The organism is Candidatus Neomarinimicrobiota bacterium (assembly GCA_021734025.1).
GTDB lineage: Bacteria > Fidelibacterota > JAANXI01 > JAANXI01 > JAANXI01 > JAANXI01.
On record JAIPJS010000019.1, the window covers coordinates 1 to 16129 of the forward strand.

Annotated in this window: 17 protein-coding genes; 4 read left to right on the forward strand and 13 right to left on the reverse strand. The window is 50.4% G+C overall.

Annotated features, from left to right (window positions below):
* On the forward strand, positions 1-118 hold a 118-nt coding region (locus tag K9N57_15005), incomplete at its 5' end, for an integrase core domain-containing protein (GenBank protein MCF7805491.1).
* Between the two features lie 206 nt (positions 119-324).
* A complete protein-coding gene (locus K9N57_15010; GenBank protein ID MCF7805492.1) occupies positions 325-1500 on the forward strand; it encodes a DUF819 family protein in 1176 nt (391 codons plus the stop codon).
* A 539-nt stretch (positions 1501-2039) separates the two neighbouring features.
* On the opposite strand, the gene K9N57_15015 is transcribed toward K9N57_15010, so the two are convergent.
* The 8 genes from K9N57_15015 to folB all read right to left on the reverse strand — a co-directional run bounded on the left by K9N57_15015 (position 2040) and on the right by folB (position 7958).
* Entirely contained in the window at positions 2040-3110 is a 1071-nt protein-coding gene (locus K9N57_15015) for a class I fructose-bisphosphate aldolase (GenBank protein MCF7805493.1), read from the reverse strand.
* A gap of 397 nt (positions 3111-3507) precedes the next feature.
* Complete coding sequence (locus K9N57_15020; protein ID MCF7805494.1) at positions 3508-3882, reverse strand: co-chaperone GroES family protein; 375 nt, start codon at positions 3880-3882, stop codon at positions 3508-3510.
* A gap of 132 nt (positions 3883-4014) precedes the next feature.
* Complete coding sequence (locus tag K9N57_15025; protein ID MCF7805495.1) at positions 4015-5235, reverse strand: cysteine desulfurase; 1221 nt, start codon at positions 5233-5235, stop codon at positions 4015-4017.
* Complete coding sequence (locus tag K9N57_15030; GenBank protein MCF7805496.1) at positions 5184-6245, reverse strand: mechanosensitive ion channel family protein; 1062 nt, start codon at positions 6243-6245, stop codon at positions 5184-5186. Before K9N57_15030 ends, K9N57_15025 begins: the two co-directional genes overlap by 52 nt.
* A 15-nt stretch (positions 6246-6260) precedes the next feature.
* A complete protein-coding gene (locus K9N57_15035) occupies positions 6261-6440 on the reverse strand; it encodes a hypothetical protein (GenBank protein ID MCF7805497.1) in 180 nt (59 codons plus the stop codon).
* A 12-nt stretch (positions 6441-6452) separates the two neighbouring features.
* Positions 6453-7091: a deoxynucleoside kinase gene (locus K9N57_15040; protein ID MCF7805498.1), complete on the reverse strand. Its 639-nt coding sequence runs from the start codon at positions 7089-7091 to the stop codon at positions 6453-6455.
* The gene (gene folK / locus K9N57_15045) at positions 7088-7630 is read right to left on the reverse strand and encodes a 2-amino-4-hydroxy-6-hydroxymethyldihydropteridine diphosphokinase (protein MCF7805499.1); all 543 of its coding nucleotides are present in this window, start codon (positions 7628-7630) and stop codon (positions 7088-7090) included. Before folK ends, K9N57_15040 begins: the two co-directional genes overlap by 4 nt.
* Entirely contained in the window at positions 7596-7958 is a 363-nt protein-coding gene (gene folB / locus K9N57_15050; GenBank protein ID MCF7805500.1) for a dihydroneopterin aldolase, read from the reverse strand. Before folB ends, folK begins: the two co-directional genes overlap by 35 nt.
* A gap of 326 nt (positions 7959-8284) precedes the next feature.
* On the opposite strand from folB, the gene K9N57_15055 reads away from it, so the two are divergent.
* Positions 8285-9877 carry a GMC family oxidoreductase gene (locus K9N57_15055; GenBank protein MCF7805501.1) on the forward strand — a complete coding sequence of 531 codons (1593 nt, stop codon included), beginning with the start codon at positions 8285-8287 and terminating at the stop codon, positions 9875-9877.
* Between the two features lie 25 nt (positions 9878-9902).
* Positions 9903-11495: an aldehyde dehydrogenase family protein gene (locus K9N57_15060; protein MCF7805502.1), complete on the forward strand. Its 1593-nt coding sequence runs from the start codon at positions 9903-9905 to the stop codon at positions 11493-11495.
* 3 nt (positions 11496-11498) lie between these two features.
* On the opposite strand, the gene K9N57_15065 is transcribed toward K9N57_15060, so the two are convergent.
* From K9N57_15065 to K9N57_15085, 5 genes are all read right to left on the reverse strand, one after another.
* A complete protein-coding gene (locus tag K9N57_15065; GenBank protein ID MCF7805503.1) occupies positions 11499-11810 on the reverse strand; it encodes an STAS-like domain-containing protein in 312 nt (103 codons plus the stop codon).
* Between the two features lie 172 nt (positions 11811-11982).
* Entirely contained in the window at positions 11983-12396 is a 414-nt protein-coding gene (locus K9N57_15070; GenBank protein MCF7805504.1) for a VOC family protein, read from the reverse strand.
* 145 nt (positions 12397-12541) lie between these two features.
* Positions 12542-12940 carry a DUF2809 domain-containing protein gene (locus tag K9N57_15075; GenBank protein MCF7805505.1) on the reverse strand — a complete coding sequence of 133 codons (399 nt, stop codon included), beginning with the start codon at positions 12938-12940 and terminating at the stop codon, positions 12542-12544.
* Between the two features lie 32 nt (positions 12941-12972).
* Positions 12973-13674 (reverse strand): SDR family oxidoreductase, encoded by a 702-nt coding sequence (locus K9N57_15080; GenBank protein ID MCF7805506.1) that lies wholly within the window; start codon positions 13672-13674, stop codon positions 12973-12975.
* 311 nt (positions 13675-13985) lie between these two features.
* Positions 13986-16046: a S9 family peptidase gene (locus tag K9N57_15085; GenBank protein MCF7805507.1), complete on the reverse strand. Its 2061-nt coding sequence runs from the start codon at positions 16044-16046 to the stop codon at positions 13986-13988.
* Between the last annotated feature and the right edge of the window lie 83 nt (positions 16047-16129).

Sequence of the window (16129 nt, forward strand, 5' to 3'; positions counted from 1 at the left end):
CAAACAGGAACTGCGGCGCTGGGTGAATTGGTATAACTTGGTGAAACCGCATAAAGGCCTCGAGGGGAAGACGCCGATGGAGCAATTAATCGACTATTTTTACCCAGACGATCTGTAAATAACGCGAATATATCTAACAATTAACACTGTAACACGATTTTCTCCTGAACACTTGAACACTCGAACACCTGCCCCGGGGAGCTCCCTTTGGGAAACACTATCACACAGTCCTTAAATTTCCTTGGTTTCGAATCTGAAGAAGTTAACTTTTCCCTTTCGGAATCCAGAGAATAGCACAGGAGTCAATTTATGATAGAACATCCCATGGGAATACTGGCGGTCCTGCTCGGCGTGCTCGCACTTCTGTTTACCATCAACAGGCATCCGGTTTTTGGCAAAATATTTAAGGTTATTCCGCTGTTAGTGTTTGCGTATTTCGTTCCGACTATTTTATCTAATACCGGCGTAATACCATTGGAATCCCCCCTCTACGGATTCATCATGGACTGGCTGCTGCCGGCGAGTTTAATCCTGCTTACCCTGGCTGTGGATGTCAAAGCCATCATGAATCTCGGGAAAAATACCGTGATACTGTTTCTCGTAGGAACGGTAACTATCGTGCTCGGTGGTCCAATAGCGTTGCTGGCGTTTGGCTGGATGGCACCAGCGGACCTCGGCGTGGAAGTGTGGAAGGGACTGGCTGCACTCAGTGGCTCATGGATCGGCGGCGGGGCAAATTTTATCGCCATCGGCAAAAGCGTTGGCGTGCTGGATTCCACCTTAAGCATGATGGTGGTCGTCGACGTCGCCGTAGCAAATGTCTGGATGGCGGCCTTGCTTTTTTTTGCGGGACGCAACAAGGAGATGGATGAGAAAATCGGGGCGGACCGGGAAGCCATCGAAAAAGTGAGAACCCGTGTCGAAGACTTCCACAAGGAAGTGGAACGCCCCACAAATCTCGCCGACCTGCTGCTAATAGTCACTATTGGCATGGGTGGGACCGCCATAGCCCATGCTCTGTCGCAGGTGCTGCCGGAAATCGGAAATATTGTGAGTCAGTTCACCTGGGTTGTTGTCTTTGTCACGACGCTCGGATTGATTATTTCGTTCACACCGTGGCGGAAGCTGGAAGGCGCCGGCGCCAGCAGCATAGGCTCGCTGTTTTTATATCTTCTGGTTGCAACCATTGGCGCTAAGGCAGAATTCGCCAAAGTCGTGGAAGTGCCCGGGCTGGTAGTCATCGGGGCCGTCTGGCTTAGTATCCACGCCGGGCTCATTCTTTTCACCAGGTGGAAACTGAAAGCGCCGATTTTCTTTGCAGCAGTCGGTTCCCAGGCGAACGTTGGTGGCGCCGCCTCAGCACCGATTGTCGCAAGTGCATTTCATCCCGCGCTGGCCCCGGTGGGCGTCTTGCTCGGCATTGGCGGCTACGTGGTCGGTACGTATGCGGGCCTGGTCTGTGCGTTTTTACTTGAGCAGGCATATCTGTTTATTCATTAGGGCAGTGTTACTGTGTTAAAGTTGTCGGGTGTTCAAGTTAAAGAACGTATTATAGTTGCGCGTTTCCTCTCGGTTCATCAAAATTAAAATGTCCAAGTATTTCATACAAGTCCCACTATTTCGTATCACCAGCCACAGAAGGTAGAATAGGATAATATTACCTTATGGGTGTACTCTAAAAAGCACATGACCGTTTGGTAATTTCGGTTATTAATGTCAATTCAGAAGATTTTGAATAGCCCCGTCCCGTCCGGACGGGACGGGGTAAAGAAAGGAATATAGTGAAATAGGGGGCTTCAGCCCCTTTCGGTGTGGAATGTAGCGGTGTCAACCTAATCTACGCACAGGAGCTATGAGTGAACATATGGGTCTTTTTAGAGCAGACCCACCTTATACTTTATACCTTTTAATTTCAAGCATCCAGTTTCTAATCGTACTCTTCGCGTGCCTTTGCGACGGCCCTTAATTATTTCTCATTAAAAAAGCCCCCCGACGTTTCGCCGGAGGGCTTTCAAATCCAAAAAGGATTTCTGCTGGAATTACGCCACAGTAATATCCTCGTCAAGATAGACGTCCTGGATGGAGTTCAGCAGTTTGACGCCTTCCTTCATGGGACGCTGGAATGCTTTCCGTCCGGAAATCAATCCCATACCGCCGCCACGTTTGTTGACCACTGCGGTGCGGACTGCCTGGGCAAAGTCGCCCTTACCTGAGGACGCGCCACCGGAGTTAATCAGGCCGACGCGGCCCATGTAATCGTTGGCAACCTGCCAGCGGACCAAATCAATGGGATGATCCGTGACGAGTTCGCCGTAGACCTTGTCGCTGGTACGGCCGAACTTGCCATGTTCTTCAGCCATCGCGGGATATCCACCGTTGTTCGTCGGCAACTTCTGCTTTACGATATCTGCACCGATGGTTGCACCCAGATGGTTCGCCTGGCTGGTCAGGTCAGCGGACGCATGGTAATCGTCGTCGCCAATCTTGAATGCGGAGTTCCGCAGATAGCACCACAGAATGGTCGCCATCCCCAGTTCATGTGCATATTTGAACGCTTCACTGACTTCCTGGATCTGACGATTCGATTCTTCGGAGCCAAAATAAATCGTTGCACCAACAGCCACGGCCCCCATGTCGTAAGCCTGGTCGATGCTGCCGAACATAATCTGATCGTAATCATTCGGATAGGACAGCAATTCATTGTGATTGAACTTCAGAATGAACGGAATCCTATGGGCGTATTTTCTGGCTACGTTCCCGAGAACACCCAGTGTTGAAGCTACTGCATTACAACCGCCTTCGATAGCCAGTTCCACAATTTTATCCGGATCGAAATAGTCGGGATTCGGGGCAAATGAGGCGGCCGCCGAGTGCTCAATACCTTGATCCACCGGCAGAATAGAAACATACCCGGTTCCGGAAAGCCGTCCATTGTATAGAATCTGGTTCAAACTCCTCAGCACGCGAATATTCCGGTCGGATTCTTTCCACACGCGATCCACAAAATCCGGGCCCGGTACCTCGAGTCGTTCTTTCGGAATACCTTTGCACGTATGATTCAGCAGGGAATCCGCTTCATCCCCGAGATATTCGACAATTTTATCGTTCATACAACCTCCTCAGTTTGGTTTGAAATGCTCGAGCTCTGCCCTTCGCAAATTTCTACATCTTCCTCTCAATCCTTGTAAAATACGAAGGATTTTCATGGAAACACAAGCTAGATTGCTACAAAAAGTGAAAAACTCTTGTAAAATGTCCAGAAATATACAGGAACTGATTTTTCGGGAGACTGCAGCGTAATTCAGTGAAGAGTGATCCTATAGAGCCGTTGCACTGAGGCTGTGTGAAAACAATAGACCAGGCGCAAAGTGTGGCATCCCGAGCGGAGTCCCGCCTGGTCGGGACTCAGCCGAGGGATCTCGTCGTTTCCCCTCACAGACTTTATTACTAAAGGATTTAAGAAAATTGGAAGCAAAGTCCAGAGAGATAGAATGTTGTTAGAATAATTCACCCGACGATATCCTCATCCCGGAGCAACAACACGATGCTGGAATGACTCACGATCAGGTATTCCTGTTCGTCTATCTCGACTTCAATGGCATGTTTGCGAAGAAATACAGCGTAATCGCCTTCGTTCGCCTGCAATGGAATGTAACGGAGATCGGTATCTCCGCTCTGCGCCCAGGGTTCATCCTCATTAGCGATATCCGGCAGCGGGTATCCGGGGCCGACCTTGGCCACATATCCACCCTGGACCTGCTCCTTCTGTTTCACACCCTCTGGTAGAAACAGACCGGATTCGGTTTTATTTGACTCCGCCTCCGGCTTGATCAGTACTTTATCTCCAACGACTAACACTGAGCGGTTTGAATCTGTTTTCATTCAGGTACCCATCTCATTTCAAATTAATTTTTTCGGAGATTACCATACAAATTCCAATGATCTCCGCTCCAAAGATAAGGACTCTTCGGGGTTCCATCAGCAGGTATTTCCGGATACGGTGCGCCGCCGTCATCACTTCTTCAATACTGTACGATATGCTGCAATCAAGTCATCGGCAAAGTTATCAATCTGGTGGCGGGTATTCGACCGGCCGATGCCAATGCGTACGCTGCCACGCGCATATTCCGGTGGAATGTCCAGAGCCCGTATCAACGGATTGTCTTCCGGATACTCCGAGTGGCAGGCTGACCCCACCGACAGCGCATAGCCCGGCAGCTTTTCCAGGATATTTCTCGCATCAACCGACGGAAAACTCACATGCAAATTACCGGGATGTCGGTTTTCCAGTGGTCCATTCAGTCTCACCTCCGGGAGTGTTCCATGTAACTTTTCCCAGAGAAGGTTCCGCAGTTCGATCTGCCGCTCGGCTTCCTCCTCCAGGTCACTTCGTGCCAATCGGCACGCTTCGCCGAAACCTACCAGATACGGGACGTTTTCCGTCCCTGGCCGCATACCGTTTTCGTGTCCGGCGCCGTGCAGAATTGGCTCAAGCGGTACGCCTTCTTTTCGATAGAGTGCCCCCACGCCCTTCGGAGCATACATCTTATGACCTGCGATAGTCAAAAAATCAACGTCCCAGTCACGGACGTCCACGGGAATCTTCCCAACAGCCTGCGCCGCATCAGTATGAATCAATGCACCATAATCGTGCACGACTTTTGCAATTTCCGGGATGGCGTTTATTGTGCCTATTTCGCCCTGAACGGCAATAATTGAAACCAAATTAATATCTCGCTCTGATAATATTTGCCCGACATCGGCGGGAGCAATTCGGCTATTATTATCGGCCTGGACGGTCCATACATCTCTGCCGTTGCGGGCAAGTAGCGCAACCGGTTCGGTGACTGAGGGGTGTTCCAGCTCCGACGTCAGAATACCACGGAAATTCTCTGCCGCCCTTACTGCACCAGTGATAGCAAGATTGTTAGCTTCGGTAGCCCCGGAGGTAAAGATAATCTCCTCCGGAGCAGCGTTGATTAATTGAGCAACCTGAGTCCGGGCCCAATCGACGGCCTTCCGGGCTTCCTGTCCATATTTATGGAGTGAGTTGGAGGGATTCCCGAATCCACCGTCGATCCATGGCAACATCGCGTTGCGTACCTGCGGCAGAATCGGGGTACTTGCGTGATGATCGAGATAGATGAGATCAGCCGAGGGTTTCGGCCGCTCTTCCGGAAAGGTTAGTCCTTCTTTTCCTCGGATGATTGCTCCCTGCGAAATTTTTTCGACAATCCGCTGAACTGTTTTCGGAACTTGCGGATTTCCTGGTAGACTTTGCCGATATCCTCTTCATCCACGCCGAATTCGCCGAATTTATCCGGATCTGGTAACTCTTCCACTTTTTCTTCCGGAGTGTCTGTCGTATCCACCGTGTTATCCCATTCGCTCTCGTTCCGAAGATACACCACATGGCGCGGAAATGGAATTTCTACGTTGCGGTCATCGAAGTATGCCTTGATCATCCGGCGCAGATCCCGCTCGGCCTGCCACTGGTTGCCCGGCACTACTTTAATGACGATCCGGACTTCTACATCACTGGCATTAAAGCTCATCACACCCTGAACCATCGGCTCTTCCATAACGATGTCCTGATGCTTCCCGGCATAATCCTGGGCGATTTTTCGTAGCACGGCCATGGCGTCTTCGATGTTCGCCTCGTAAGCGACACCGACCCGCACAATCGCCCGCATGAAACCCCGGTTGAGATTCCCGAAGCTCGTCAGGTCCCCATTCGGAATTGTCCGGAGTTCCCCGTTAAATTTTCGGATCTGGGTATTCCGGATGCCGATCTTTTCGACGAGTCCGGTATGTGGCTCCATGGTGATGATATCACCAACCCCAACCAGACCATCGAAGAGGAGAAAGAATCCGGAGATTAGATCCTTTACCAGACTTTGTGCGCCGAAACCGATAGCGAGGCCAACCACACCAGCCCCGGCCAGGATGGCGGTAATATCCACCCCCAGCTGCTGAATCGCCAGTACTCCAGCAAGCCCGTAGATAACATAAGAGATTATATTTTCCAACAGCGGCAGCATCGTCTTGGAGCGCTGCTTTTTCGGATCGGTATCCGGAAGCGACTCCAGTGGCTTCAGCCGGCGTTCGAGGATCTTATGGACGATTTTCAGCCCAACCCGGGCCACCACCAGAATGACAATCACTTCCAGCAAGGTATCCAGCCACCCGATGACGCGATCCGGCTCGGAAAAATATTGAACGATATTATTCCATAAATTCTGCACGGTGCGACTCCCCTTCTATTCTTTTAAATCTTTGAATTCCGCATCCACAATGTCGTCCTCATCGATATCAAACTTTTTATTGTCTTCCTTCCCATCGACACGGAAATCGTCCTCAATATAAAAGCTCTCTTTCACAACCCGGAATGCACGGTATGCCAGATACGCAAGCACTCCATAGAGTATTAGGCGTAACATTGGATCTTCCTTTTAACTTTTCGATGGATTATAAAACTTGGTCCCGGTAATCGGCTGGCGGATGGTGTCGATGAGGTCCTGCAAGTCATCCGGATCATGGACAAAATCAATTTCCGTGGCATTAATTATCAGCAAGGGCCCCTTATTGTACTGGAGAAAATACTGGTTGTAGACCTGATTTAGCGAATCGATATACTCCGGTGTAATATGTGACTCGTACGAGCGTCCGCGATGGCGAATGTTCTTCATCAGTCGCTCGGTGTCCGCCTGGAGGTAGATCACCAGATCCGGCTTCGGAATATCCCGCTCCAGGAGATCGGCGATCTTTTCGTACAACGCGAGTTCTTTATCGTTCAAATTGATAAATGCGAACAGGCGATCCTTCACGAACATGTAGTCGGTGATCAGCAGGCGGTGAAACAGGTCGACCTGCTGCAGCTCCTGTTGCTGCCGGTACCGACTCAGCAAAAACCAGAGCTGCGTCTGGAACGCAAACCGTTCCTTATCCCAGTAGAAATCCTCCAGAAACGGGTTGTCCTCAAACTGTTCTTCTACCAACTTAGCATTGAGGCGCTCGGCAATCAACCGTGCCAAGCTGGTCTTACCAACGCCAATCACACCTTCGATAGCAATGTAATAGAGGTTTTTCATACGTATGTCAAATGTCCATGTAAATGAATATAACTCTTATCCTGGCAATCATGCAAAAGTTCCGCCACCGATTTCTTATGAGTAGGGCTCATAAAGTCCGGTGCCAACTGGCTTAGTGGAAAGAGAACAAACTTTCGATCCTGCAGCCGTTCGTGCGGAATCTTCAAGTCCGCAGAATCCACGGTGCGATGCCCATAAAAAAGGATATCGATATCGATTTCCCTGGGGCCTTTGTCCCGCCGATGTTTCCGGCCGAGGTCTTGTTCAATTTCCTTGAGGCACTCTAATAACTCTTTCGGCTCCAGTTCCGTACTTATCCTCGCCACCATGTTCAAAAACCTGTCCTGGTCCTCCACCTCCACCGGCTCGGTTTCATAAACCGCTGATTCACCTTGCACGGTCATGTCGTCGCTCTCTTTCATCGACTCCACAGCTCGACGCAGATACTCCATTCGTTCTCCCACGTTCGATCCCAGCGATAAAAACACGGGCGCCTCCTCAGGCTCATTTTCGTGATCGTTCGATTTCGACCTCGACATGATCCAGGACTCCTTTGATCGGGGCGTTTGGTTTGCGGACAGTTACAGTTGACTGTTCTACGTTTTGAAATTCCTGCAAAATACGCTCACAAATTTCACCGGCCAATGCCTCGATAAGATAATACTTCCGCTCGGTAACGATGTGTTCCACCAAATTATAGACATCGTTGTAATTGACAGTATCGCTCAACCGATCGCTGACAATGGCAGCGTTCAAATCCGCCCGGAGCGTAATATCCACCTCAAACCGGGCTCCCAGGGAATTCTCCTCGGACTTTACTCCGTGGTATCCGTAAAAAACCATATTTTTCAGGTGGATAGCGTCCATAAAATATTGAAGAAATTAGCTAATTCTCCCGGAGGAAGCAAACTATAACTCCGCACATTTGAGTGCATAATGTGGATAGATACATCATAACCTTAATCATAATCCTTATATTTGTGTTCGTTGTTGGTTGTGTGTGATTTGTTGTTTTACTTTTTCCAGAAGTAGAACCCGGATCTATATTTTACCGTTTTTTCAAACTGGATACCTTAACACTTGAACACTCGAACACTGTCCTTAGAAACACTGCTTTTGACTTACGTATCTGAATTGGCTATTATTGATTTTCTCCTTTAAGGTCAGATCATAACCGAGACAAAGATTTACACATGCCCGACAGTGCAACTCACGATTACGACTACATCATTATCGGCAGCGGCTTCGGTGGGTCCGTGTCAGCATTGCGGTTGGCGGAAAAGGGCTACAGAGTGCTCGTGCTGGAAAAAGGGCAGTGGAAATCCCCCGAAGACTTTCCAAAGCGAAACTGGAACCTGAGAAAGTGGCTCTGGCTGCCGATGCTGAAATGGTTCGGCATCTTCCGGATGACCTTTTACCGACATATCGGGATCCTGTCGGGGGTTGGTGTTGGCGGCGGCTCCCTGGTGTACGCCAATACCCTTCCCATGCCGAAAACGGAATTTTTCACGGCGGAGTCCTGGGCGCATCTCGGGGATTGGGAACAGGAGCTGGCGCCACACTATAAAACCGCGAAACGAATGCTCGGTGTTGATCGCAATCCGCGGTTGGAACGTGGCGATGAAGCGCTCCACCAGCTGGCAGAATCTATGGGAAAAGCAGACGAGTTCGAGCCCACGGAAGTGGCGGTCTTTTTCGGCGAACCGGAGGAAACAGTGCCGGACCCCTATTTCGACGGCAAGGGGCCGGAACGCCAGGGGTGCCGGTTCTGTGGCGGCTGTATGCTGGGATGCCGGTACAACGCCAAAAACACGCTGGACAAGAACTACCTCCATCTGGCGCAGCAGGCCGGCGCCAAAATCCAGGCGGAATCCGAAGTGTTTGATGTCAGACCTATTGCAGCTGCGGACGGCAGCGATGGCTACAGTGTCAGCTGGAAAGATTCGACTGCATATTTCCCCGAAAAGAGTGAGTTCACTACCACCGGAGTTATTTTTTCAGGGGGAGTACTCGGCACTGTTAAACTCCTTTTGGAACTGAAAAAGTCTTCTTTGCCCGATTTATCCGATAAGATTGGCTCGGAGATTCGCACCAATTCGGAAAGCCTCATCGGAATCACTAACCCAGACAAGGAAACTGACTTTTCGGAGGGAATTGCCATCGGTTCCATCTTCCACACTGATCAGTGGAGTCACCTTGAACCGGTGCGTTATTCCGCCGGTTCAGGCTTCTGGCGCCTGTTTATGGCGCCGCTGGTTCACGGGAAAAACGCTGGAATTAGAATCCTCCGTGCGCTGAAAAAGATAGGAAGCCATCCAATCAAATGGCTGCGGACCTTTTTTGTCCGGGACTGGGCGAAGCAGACACAAATTTTGCTGTTCATGCGGACGCTCAACAGTACGCTCCGGCTGAAAAAAGGCGCCTTCCGCATGAAGACTTCCCTGGAAGGAGAAAACAGCCCCACTGCGTTTATGCCGGAGGCCAGGGAAATAGCAGAGAACTATGCAGGCATCGTAAACGGAACCCCGACGGTGCTCGCGTCCGAGACGCTGTTCGGGATTCCTACAACAGCGCATATCCTCGGTGGCGCCACTATGGGAGCGGACGACTCCGAAGGTGTCATCGATCGGCACCACCGGGTCTTCAACTATCAGAACATGTACGTGTGCGACGGATCAGCCGTGTCCGCCAACCCCGGGGTGAATCCCTCATTAACCATTACTGCATTGGCTGAACGCGCCATGTCCGGTATTCCGGAGAAACCTGGAGCGAAAAGAGGAAAATAATCATGGATACGATTCGGAGACATTGATGAACGAGACAGCGTTCCAAAATACAACCGCCTGCTACAATCCGGCGTCCGGTGAGCTACTGGGCCATTCCCCGGTAACTGGTGCGGAAGAGCTCGAAAGCATCGTCGCCCAGGCGAGGATCGCACAGCAGGTCTGGGCCAAATTTCCTCTCAGCGAGCGGGTGAATTACGTCCTCAGGATTCGGGACTGGATTGTGGAACACGGAGATGAGATCGCGATGACGATCCACCGGGATAACGGGAAGTCCCCGGTGGATGCAATGGCGACCGAAGTGCTCTCTTCAGCCATTGCGGCCAATTATTACGCCAAAAATGCCAAAAAATTTCTGAAGCCGAAAAAACTCCGGCCGGGGAATATTATTTTATCCTATAAGCAGAGTACAATTTATAGGGAACCGTTTGGCGTTATCGGGATTATCTCTCCCTGGAATTATCCGTTTACTATTCCGTTTCACGAGGTCATTATCGGATTGTTATCGGGAAACGCAATCATTTTAAAGACCGCCAGAGAAACCCAGATGGTCGGCCGAAAATTAGAAGAATGCATCCAAGCAGCCGATCTGCCGGATGGTGTGTTCAACTATGTGAATATGGCGGGAAAAAATTTCGGCCAGCAAATTTTTTCGCTGGGAATCGATAAACTCTTTTTTACCGGTGGACAACGGGCTGGCGCACAACTCATGGCAGAGGCGGCAAAGACCGTGACTCCGGTCTCCCTGGAGCTCGGCAGCAACGATGCCATGATCATCTGTGAGGATGCCGACCTGGAACGGGCGGCCGGCGGCGCGGTCTGGGCAGGCATGCAGAATTCCGGGCAATCATGTGGGGGGATTGAGCGAATTTATGTCCACGAAAATGTATATGAACCGTTCCTTGAGTTGCTGAAGTCATACACCGAATCGTTAAAGTGCGGACTGGAATGTGGCAAGGGTATGGATTACGGAGTAATGACGACTACTGAGCAGGTTGACACGGTCAACAGGCATTTGGAAAATGCCCTTGAGCTCGGGGCGGAAATCTTTGTGGAAAGCCAAATTCCCGAGTCCGCAAATCTACAGAACTTCGTTCCCGCGCGGGTGCTTACCGGAGTGAATCATTCCATGGATGTGATGCGCGAGGAGACCTTCGGACCGGTGGTTGGCGTAATGTCCTACGGAACAGACCGGGAAGCTATCGCACTCGCCAACGATTCAATCCACGGGCTGACGAGTTCCGTCTGGTCAAAGGATCGGAAGCGCGCCGAAAAGATTGCCAGGCAGATCCAGTCCGGTACAGTACTGGTGAACGACCATCTGATGAGTCACGGGATGGCGGAAACACCGTGGGGTGGGTTCAAAAAGTCGGGGATCGGCCGGACTCACGGCGCGCTGGGATTCGAAGAGATGACGCAGCCGCAGGTGGTCGTCCGGGACCGGCTGTCATTTACCAGGCGTGCGCTCTGGTGGCATCCTTACAGTGAAAAATTGTACAATGGACTGTCGGCCATTCTGGAGTTACTCTATGGGAAGACTCTGCGGCGGCGATTGAAAGGATTTTGGTATTTTCTCACGATTATTCCAAGGCTATTTCGCAGTTGGAAAACGGGCGACTAGCCCTTACAACCGCCATCCGCCCTGCATTTGGTCGTATCGCTGATACAGCGTACACTTCAATATGGTTTTCACCAAATCATTGAGATTTTCAAACCGGACCTTCTCCACATACTCACTGGAACCCTTCTCAATAAACATCTTGCCAAATGCCTCATCGGCATACGCACCGGTCATCCCCAGCACATCATCAAAATTACAGACAATCTGCTCGCTGGATTCCCACAATCCCGCAATTTTCCGGCGGGTTCTCTGGCCCATAACCTCAGTACCAAGGTAATCACTATATTCCTTCATATTGACAATTTCTATAGACATAATCTCGACCTTTTACGCTCTTTTCATTCTGTCTTTTCCAAAGATGGTTTTATTCGCTTACCGTCAAGACGATTACGATACTCTTCAGGGATCAGGTGATATCAAGGTAAACTAATATAAAATTCATATTGGCTCATGCAATACTGGATTTTGCAGGGAGGTATACTCCGGACTACACTCCCTCACTGTTACAAATTACCACCCGGAAACCATCAGGATCGTGATAGACAGCGGCATTGTCTCCCCACCGGGAGTCTTCTTTCGGGTGGGGCTCATGTCCTAAATCAGCTAAGCGCTCGATGAGATCTTCGTAGGCAAAATCGTCCGGAATGTAGAACTCAAAAGAGTGATCAGGCAGGGGATCAGGCATGTTTGCTTCCGCCGGCTGCTCTATGAATTCCAGGTGATAGTTAAACCCCGGGAGTCCGAAGAGGATACTCATGCGGCCTTCCTCATCCTGTGATGCCCCGAGTTCCGGTAGTCCCAGTCCCTCTTTGTAGAACGTCATAATCCGTTCAAGTTGACTCGTAAATCGGGTCCACCTGACCTGCGTTGCCGGTATGCGTTTTGGCCAGCGTGATTCCATAGCGCCTTTCTCCCCTTTAACTGTTGCGTAGCGGCGGATTCAGCCATCCTACGATTCCAAACAACATACCCAGAATACCGAACAGTCCAAAGAGTATTTCGATGGGAAATTAATTGGGTAACCGACGTCAGCTCGGACTTACGATTCAGGAAGGTCGGGATTTTAGAGTGATGGACTTGTAGCCCCTGAGAATGAGGAAGCCCAGGAGACAACCGATAGCATAATACAGAAAATCCCACGGATCGAAGCCAACCCCGATGATGGTAGCGCCTATAAAATTAGAACGTAATGCCTCAAGAAATGGTGGATGCCACAGCTGGGCGAATTCCAGAAGACCTGTTACGCCAAACACCACTCCGGCATTAGCGAAATCATTCAGGCGCGGAAACACCAAAGCGAGGCCCAACATCCAGAAGATTTCATAGAGGACCCCTCCGGCGTAAATTTGGATCCACACTTCACCAGGGCCATAGTAGAACTTGGTGGCGAAACCCAGCGGCGTTATAACCAGGATGGAAAGTATAACCAGAACGCGGAATTTCATTATTTCAGCTAGGGTAATCCCCGGATGTTATTTTACCACGGGAGTTGTTTGCCGTTTGAGTGCCAGAAGGTGCCGGAGGTGGATGCGTCCAGTCTGTCCAAAACTTTCATCATTCCGTTGACGCTTTCGTCCACCGTGATTCGGGCGCTGGCACCGCCCATATCGGTCTTAACCCATCCGGGATGGAGTATGACCACATCGATGTTATCCGATGCTAAATCTACGGACATGGAACGGCCCGCCATATTCAACGCAGCCTTACTCATTCGATAGGCGTAGGAACCGCCACTGCGGTTGTCGTCGATTGACCCCATCAGCGAAGTGATGAGCGCGATTTTTGATCGGCCCCCGGACTTCCGGAGATTATCCCGAAATGCGCGAACAGTCCGAATTGCTCCAACGCTGTTTACGTTCATAACCTCAAGGACATTTTTCGTATCCAGCGATTCGAGTCCGGCCCTGCCCATAACGCCAGCGTTGTGGATGAGAATATCCACAGGCTCACTTTCCAATTCATCTGCCAGCGAATCCACGCTGTCGTCACTGGACACATCCACCTGACAAATCCTGAGCCGATCGCCAGCTTCATCTTTGAGGTTCTGTAATGCATCGGCTTTATCCGGCTGCCGGGCGGTTGCAATAACGTTTGCTCCACGCTCAAGCCATTGTTTTGTCCACTCCAGGCCGAGCCCGCGGTTTGCGCCGATGATTAAGACGGTGTTGTCTTTAGACATAATATATCAACTCCCAATTGGATAATTTGTCATTCCGATAACTTAGGGTCTGAATTTGTTGGTTGCTCGTGGTTTGTGGATAGTTGTTAGTTGTTGGTTGCGAATTCTTAATTATTCATTTTCGTCCCAAAAAAGAGTCCCAAATCGCAAACGTTTTCACAACGAACAATAAACCACGAACAGTTTTTCTTTACCCCTTTTATCTTCCCCCGGATTAAGATTAAGAGTAGGATTAAGATTAGGAAACGGCACCACCCCATTTTCCGGTCTCCGGTTTTTCCCCTATACCTCTATACCTTTTACCTTATTCCTTAATCCAGCATATCTTCCTGATACGCGACGGGATACTCCGGTGGGTCGCCGCCATCGCCCTTCAGATAGTAATTCATCCAACGCATCAGGCGCAGGCTGTAATCGAGCTTTGATGCCGCCTTCCTGTTACCATGCCCTTCATCTTTGTAAAAAACCAACCGGACCGGTGCCTGATTTCGCACCTTCAGGAATCGGTACAATTCCATGGACTGTCCGGGATTCACCCGGGTATCGTCCTCCCCGTGCATAATAAGGATCGGTGTTTTGGCCTGTTCCACGTAGTGGATGGGACTGGACTTCAAAAAGTGCATCCAGTCTTCCCACGGCCACGTGGAATCGTGTACCAGGTAAAGTTCCTGCGGGATATCCGAGGTTCCGGTCTTCGAGATCTTGTCGCTGATGCCCACGAACATTACGCTGGCCGCAAACCGATCCGAATAATAGGTAGCGCCCCAGGCCGAAGCGTATCCGCCGTAGCTCCCGCCGGTGATGCCCACCCGGTCTTTATCCGCCAGACCGATCTCAACGAAATGATCCACGGCATCAACCAGATCATCGAACTCCTTACCGGCCGGATTGTTTTGGCTTGACTTCAGAAATTCCACGCCGCGCCCGGTGCTGCCTCGATAGTTCGGATAGAAGACCGCAAAGCCCTGCGCAGCTCCGACCTGTCCGGGATCGGAATAACTGGTAAGCCATTCATTGGAATCGTGTGATTCCGGACCGCCGTGCACCGCCAGAATCAGCGGATAGCGCTTGTTCTCGTCATAATCCAGCGGCTTGATTAACACGCCCTGGAGCTCCAAACCGTCTCTGGCTTCCCAGGTCACGACTTCCTGCTCCGCAAGTTTTTTGTTCTTAAGCCACGGATTACTATCGGTCAATCGCTCCAAATTTCTGCCGAATTCATACCGGAATACCTCGTCCGGATGTTTCGGTGATTCGGCATCGAATGCCGCGACTTTGCCATCTTTGGAAAGACTGAATCCGTTGAGAATGGGGCCTTCTTTTTTGATAAGTTTCTTCTGGTTTTCACCATCTTTGGAAATAGTATTAAATGTTGTCCAGACGCTCTCGGAAGCGATGTAGGCGATGGTATTCTTATCCGTCCACTCTACATGATCTACGTGCCCCTCGAAGCCGGGTAGTAGATTCTCGAACTCGCCGGATTGTACATCAGCGACCATAATGCGACCGGCGCTTGGATCATTGATATCGACACCGGAGACAAACGCCAGACTCTTTCCGTCAGGGCTCCAGCGGACATCTCCCAGTTTGCCGGGATTATCGATTTTTGTGGTAACTTCTCCGGACTCCACGTCAACAATACGAATTCGGCGGAACATGTAATGATCGTCGATGAGCGAGGTCGGCGCCAGCGCCAGGGCGAGTCGCTCGCCCTTCGGGCCCCAGTGTAATTCCGAGGCGGAACCGGACAAATCAATCAAGCGCGGATCGGCGACCTCTGCTTCGGTATCATAAATCCATACCTGCACAGGCCGCCAGTCTTCTTCGTAGATTTCCTGGTTAAAGCCTTGTTCCTCGAGATTCTCCTCTTCTTCTGACTTATCCTTTTTCGCCAGGAAAGCCACTTTTTTCCCGTCCGGACTCCAGGAATAAGATGTAATATCGGTCTCGTGTTCGAATATTTTCCGGGCTTCTCCGCCATCGAGCGGTATCGAATAAAGACTCCGTTCTTCATCATCGCCGCGCTTGTCCACGAACGAAATTGCTTTACCATCCGGCGTCCATGCGACGTCAGAGACATCGACTTCCCCGAATACGTATGGGTGGCTTTCACCATCTGCAGACACAACATGCAGTTCCGTCCATGCCTTACCATTCTCCTCTTCGAATGGATTACGCTGGACGGACAGAGTGTAGGCGATATTTTTCCCGTCCGGGGAAATATACGCCCCACCTACCGTTTTGATTTTTGCCACGTCGTACGATGTAAATTCGGTCATGTCAGCTGTCATTCCGTTTTTGGAGATAAGTATCAGAAATAAAAAGCCCGCGATTATAGTTAGTGTCCGGGTGAAATAATTTTGCCTGGTCACAATCCGGCTCCTTCTTTAATCTGTTTTCAAAAACCCAATTTATATAGTTTAAATTTATGAATTAAAAGGAGTTATAACAACAA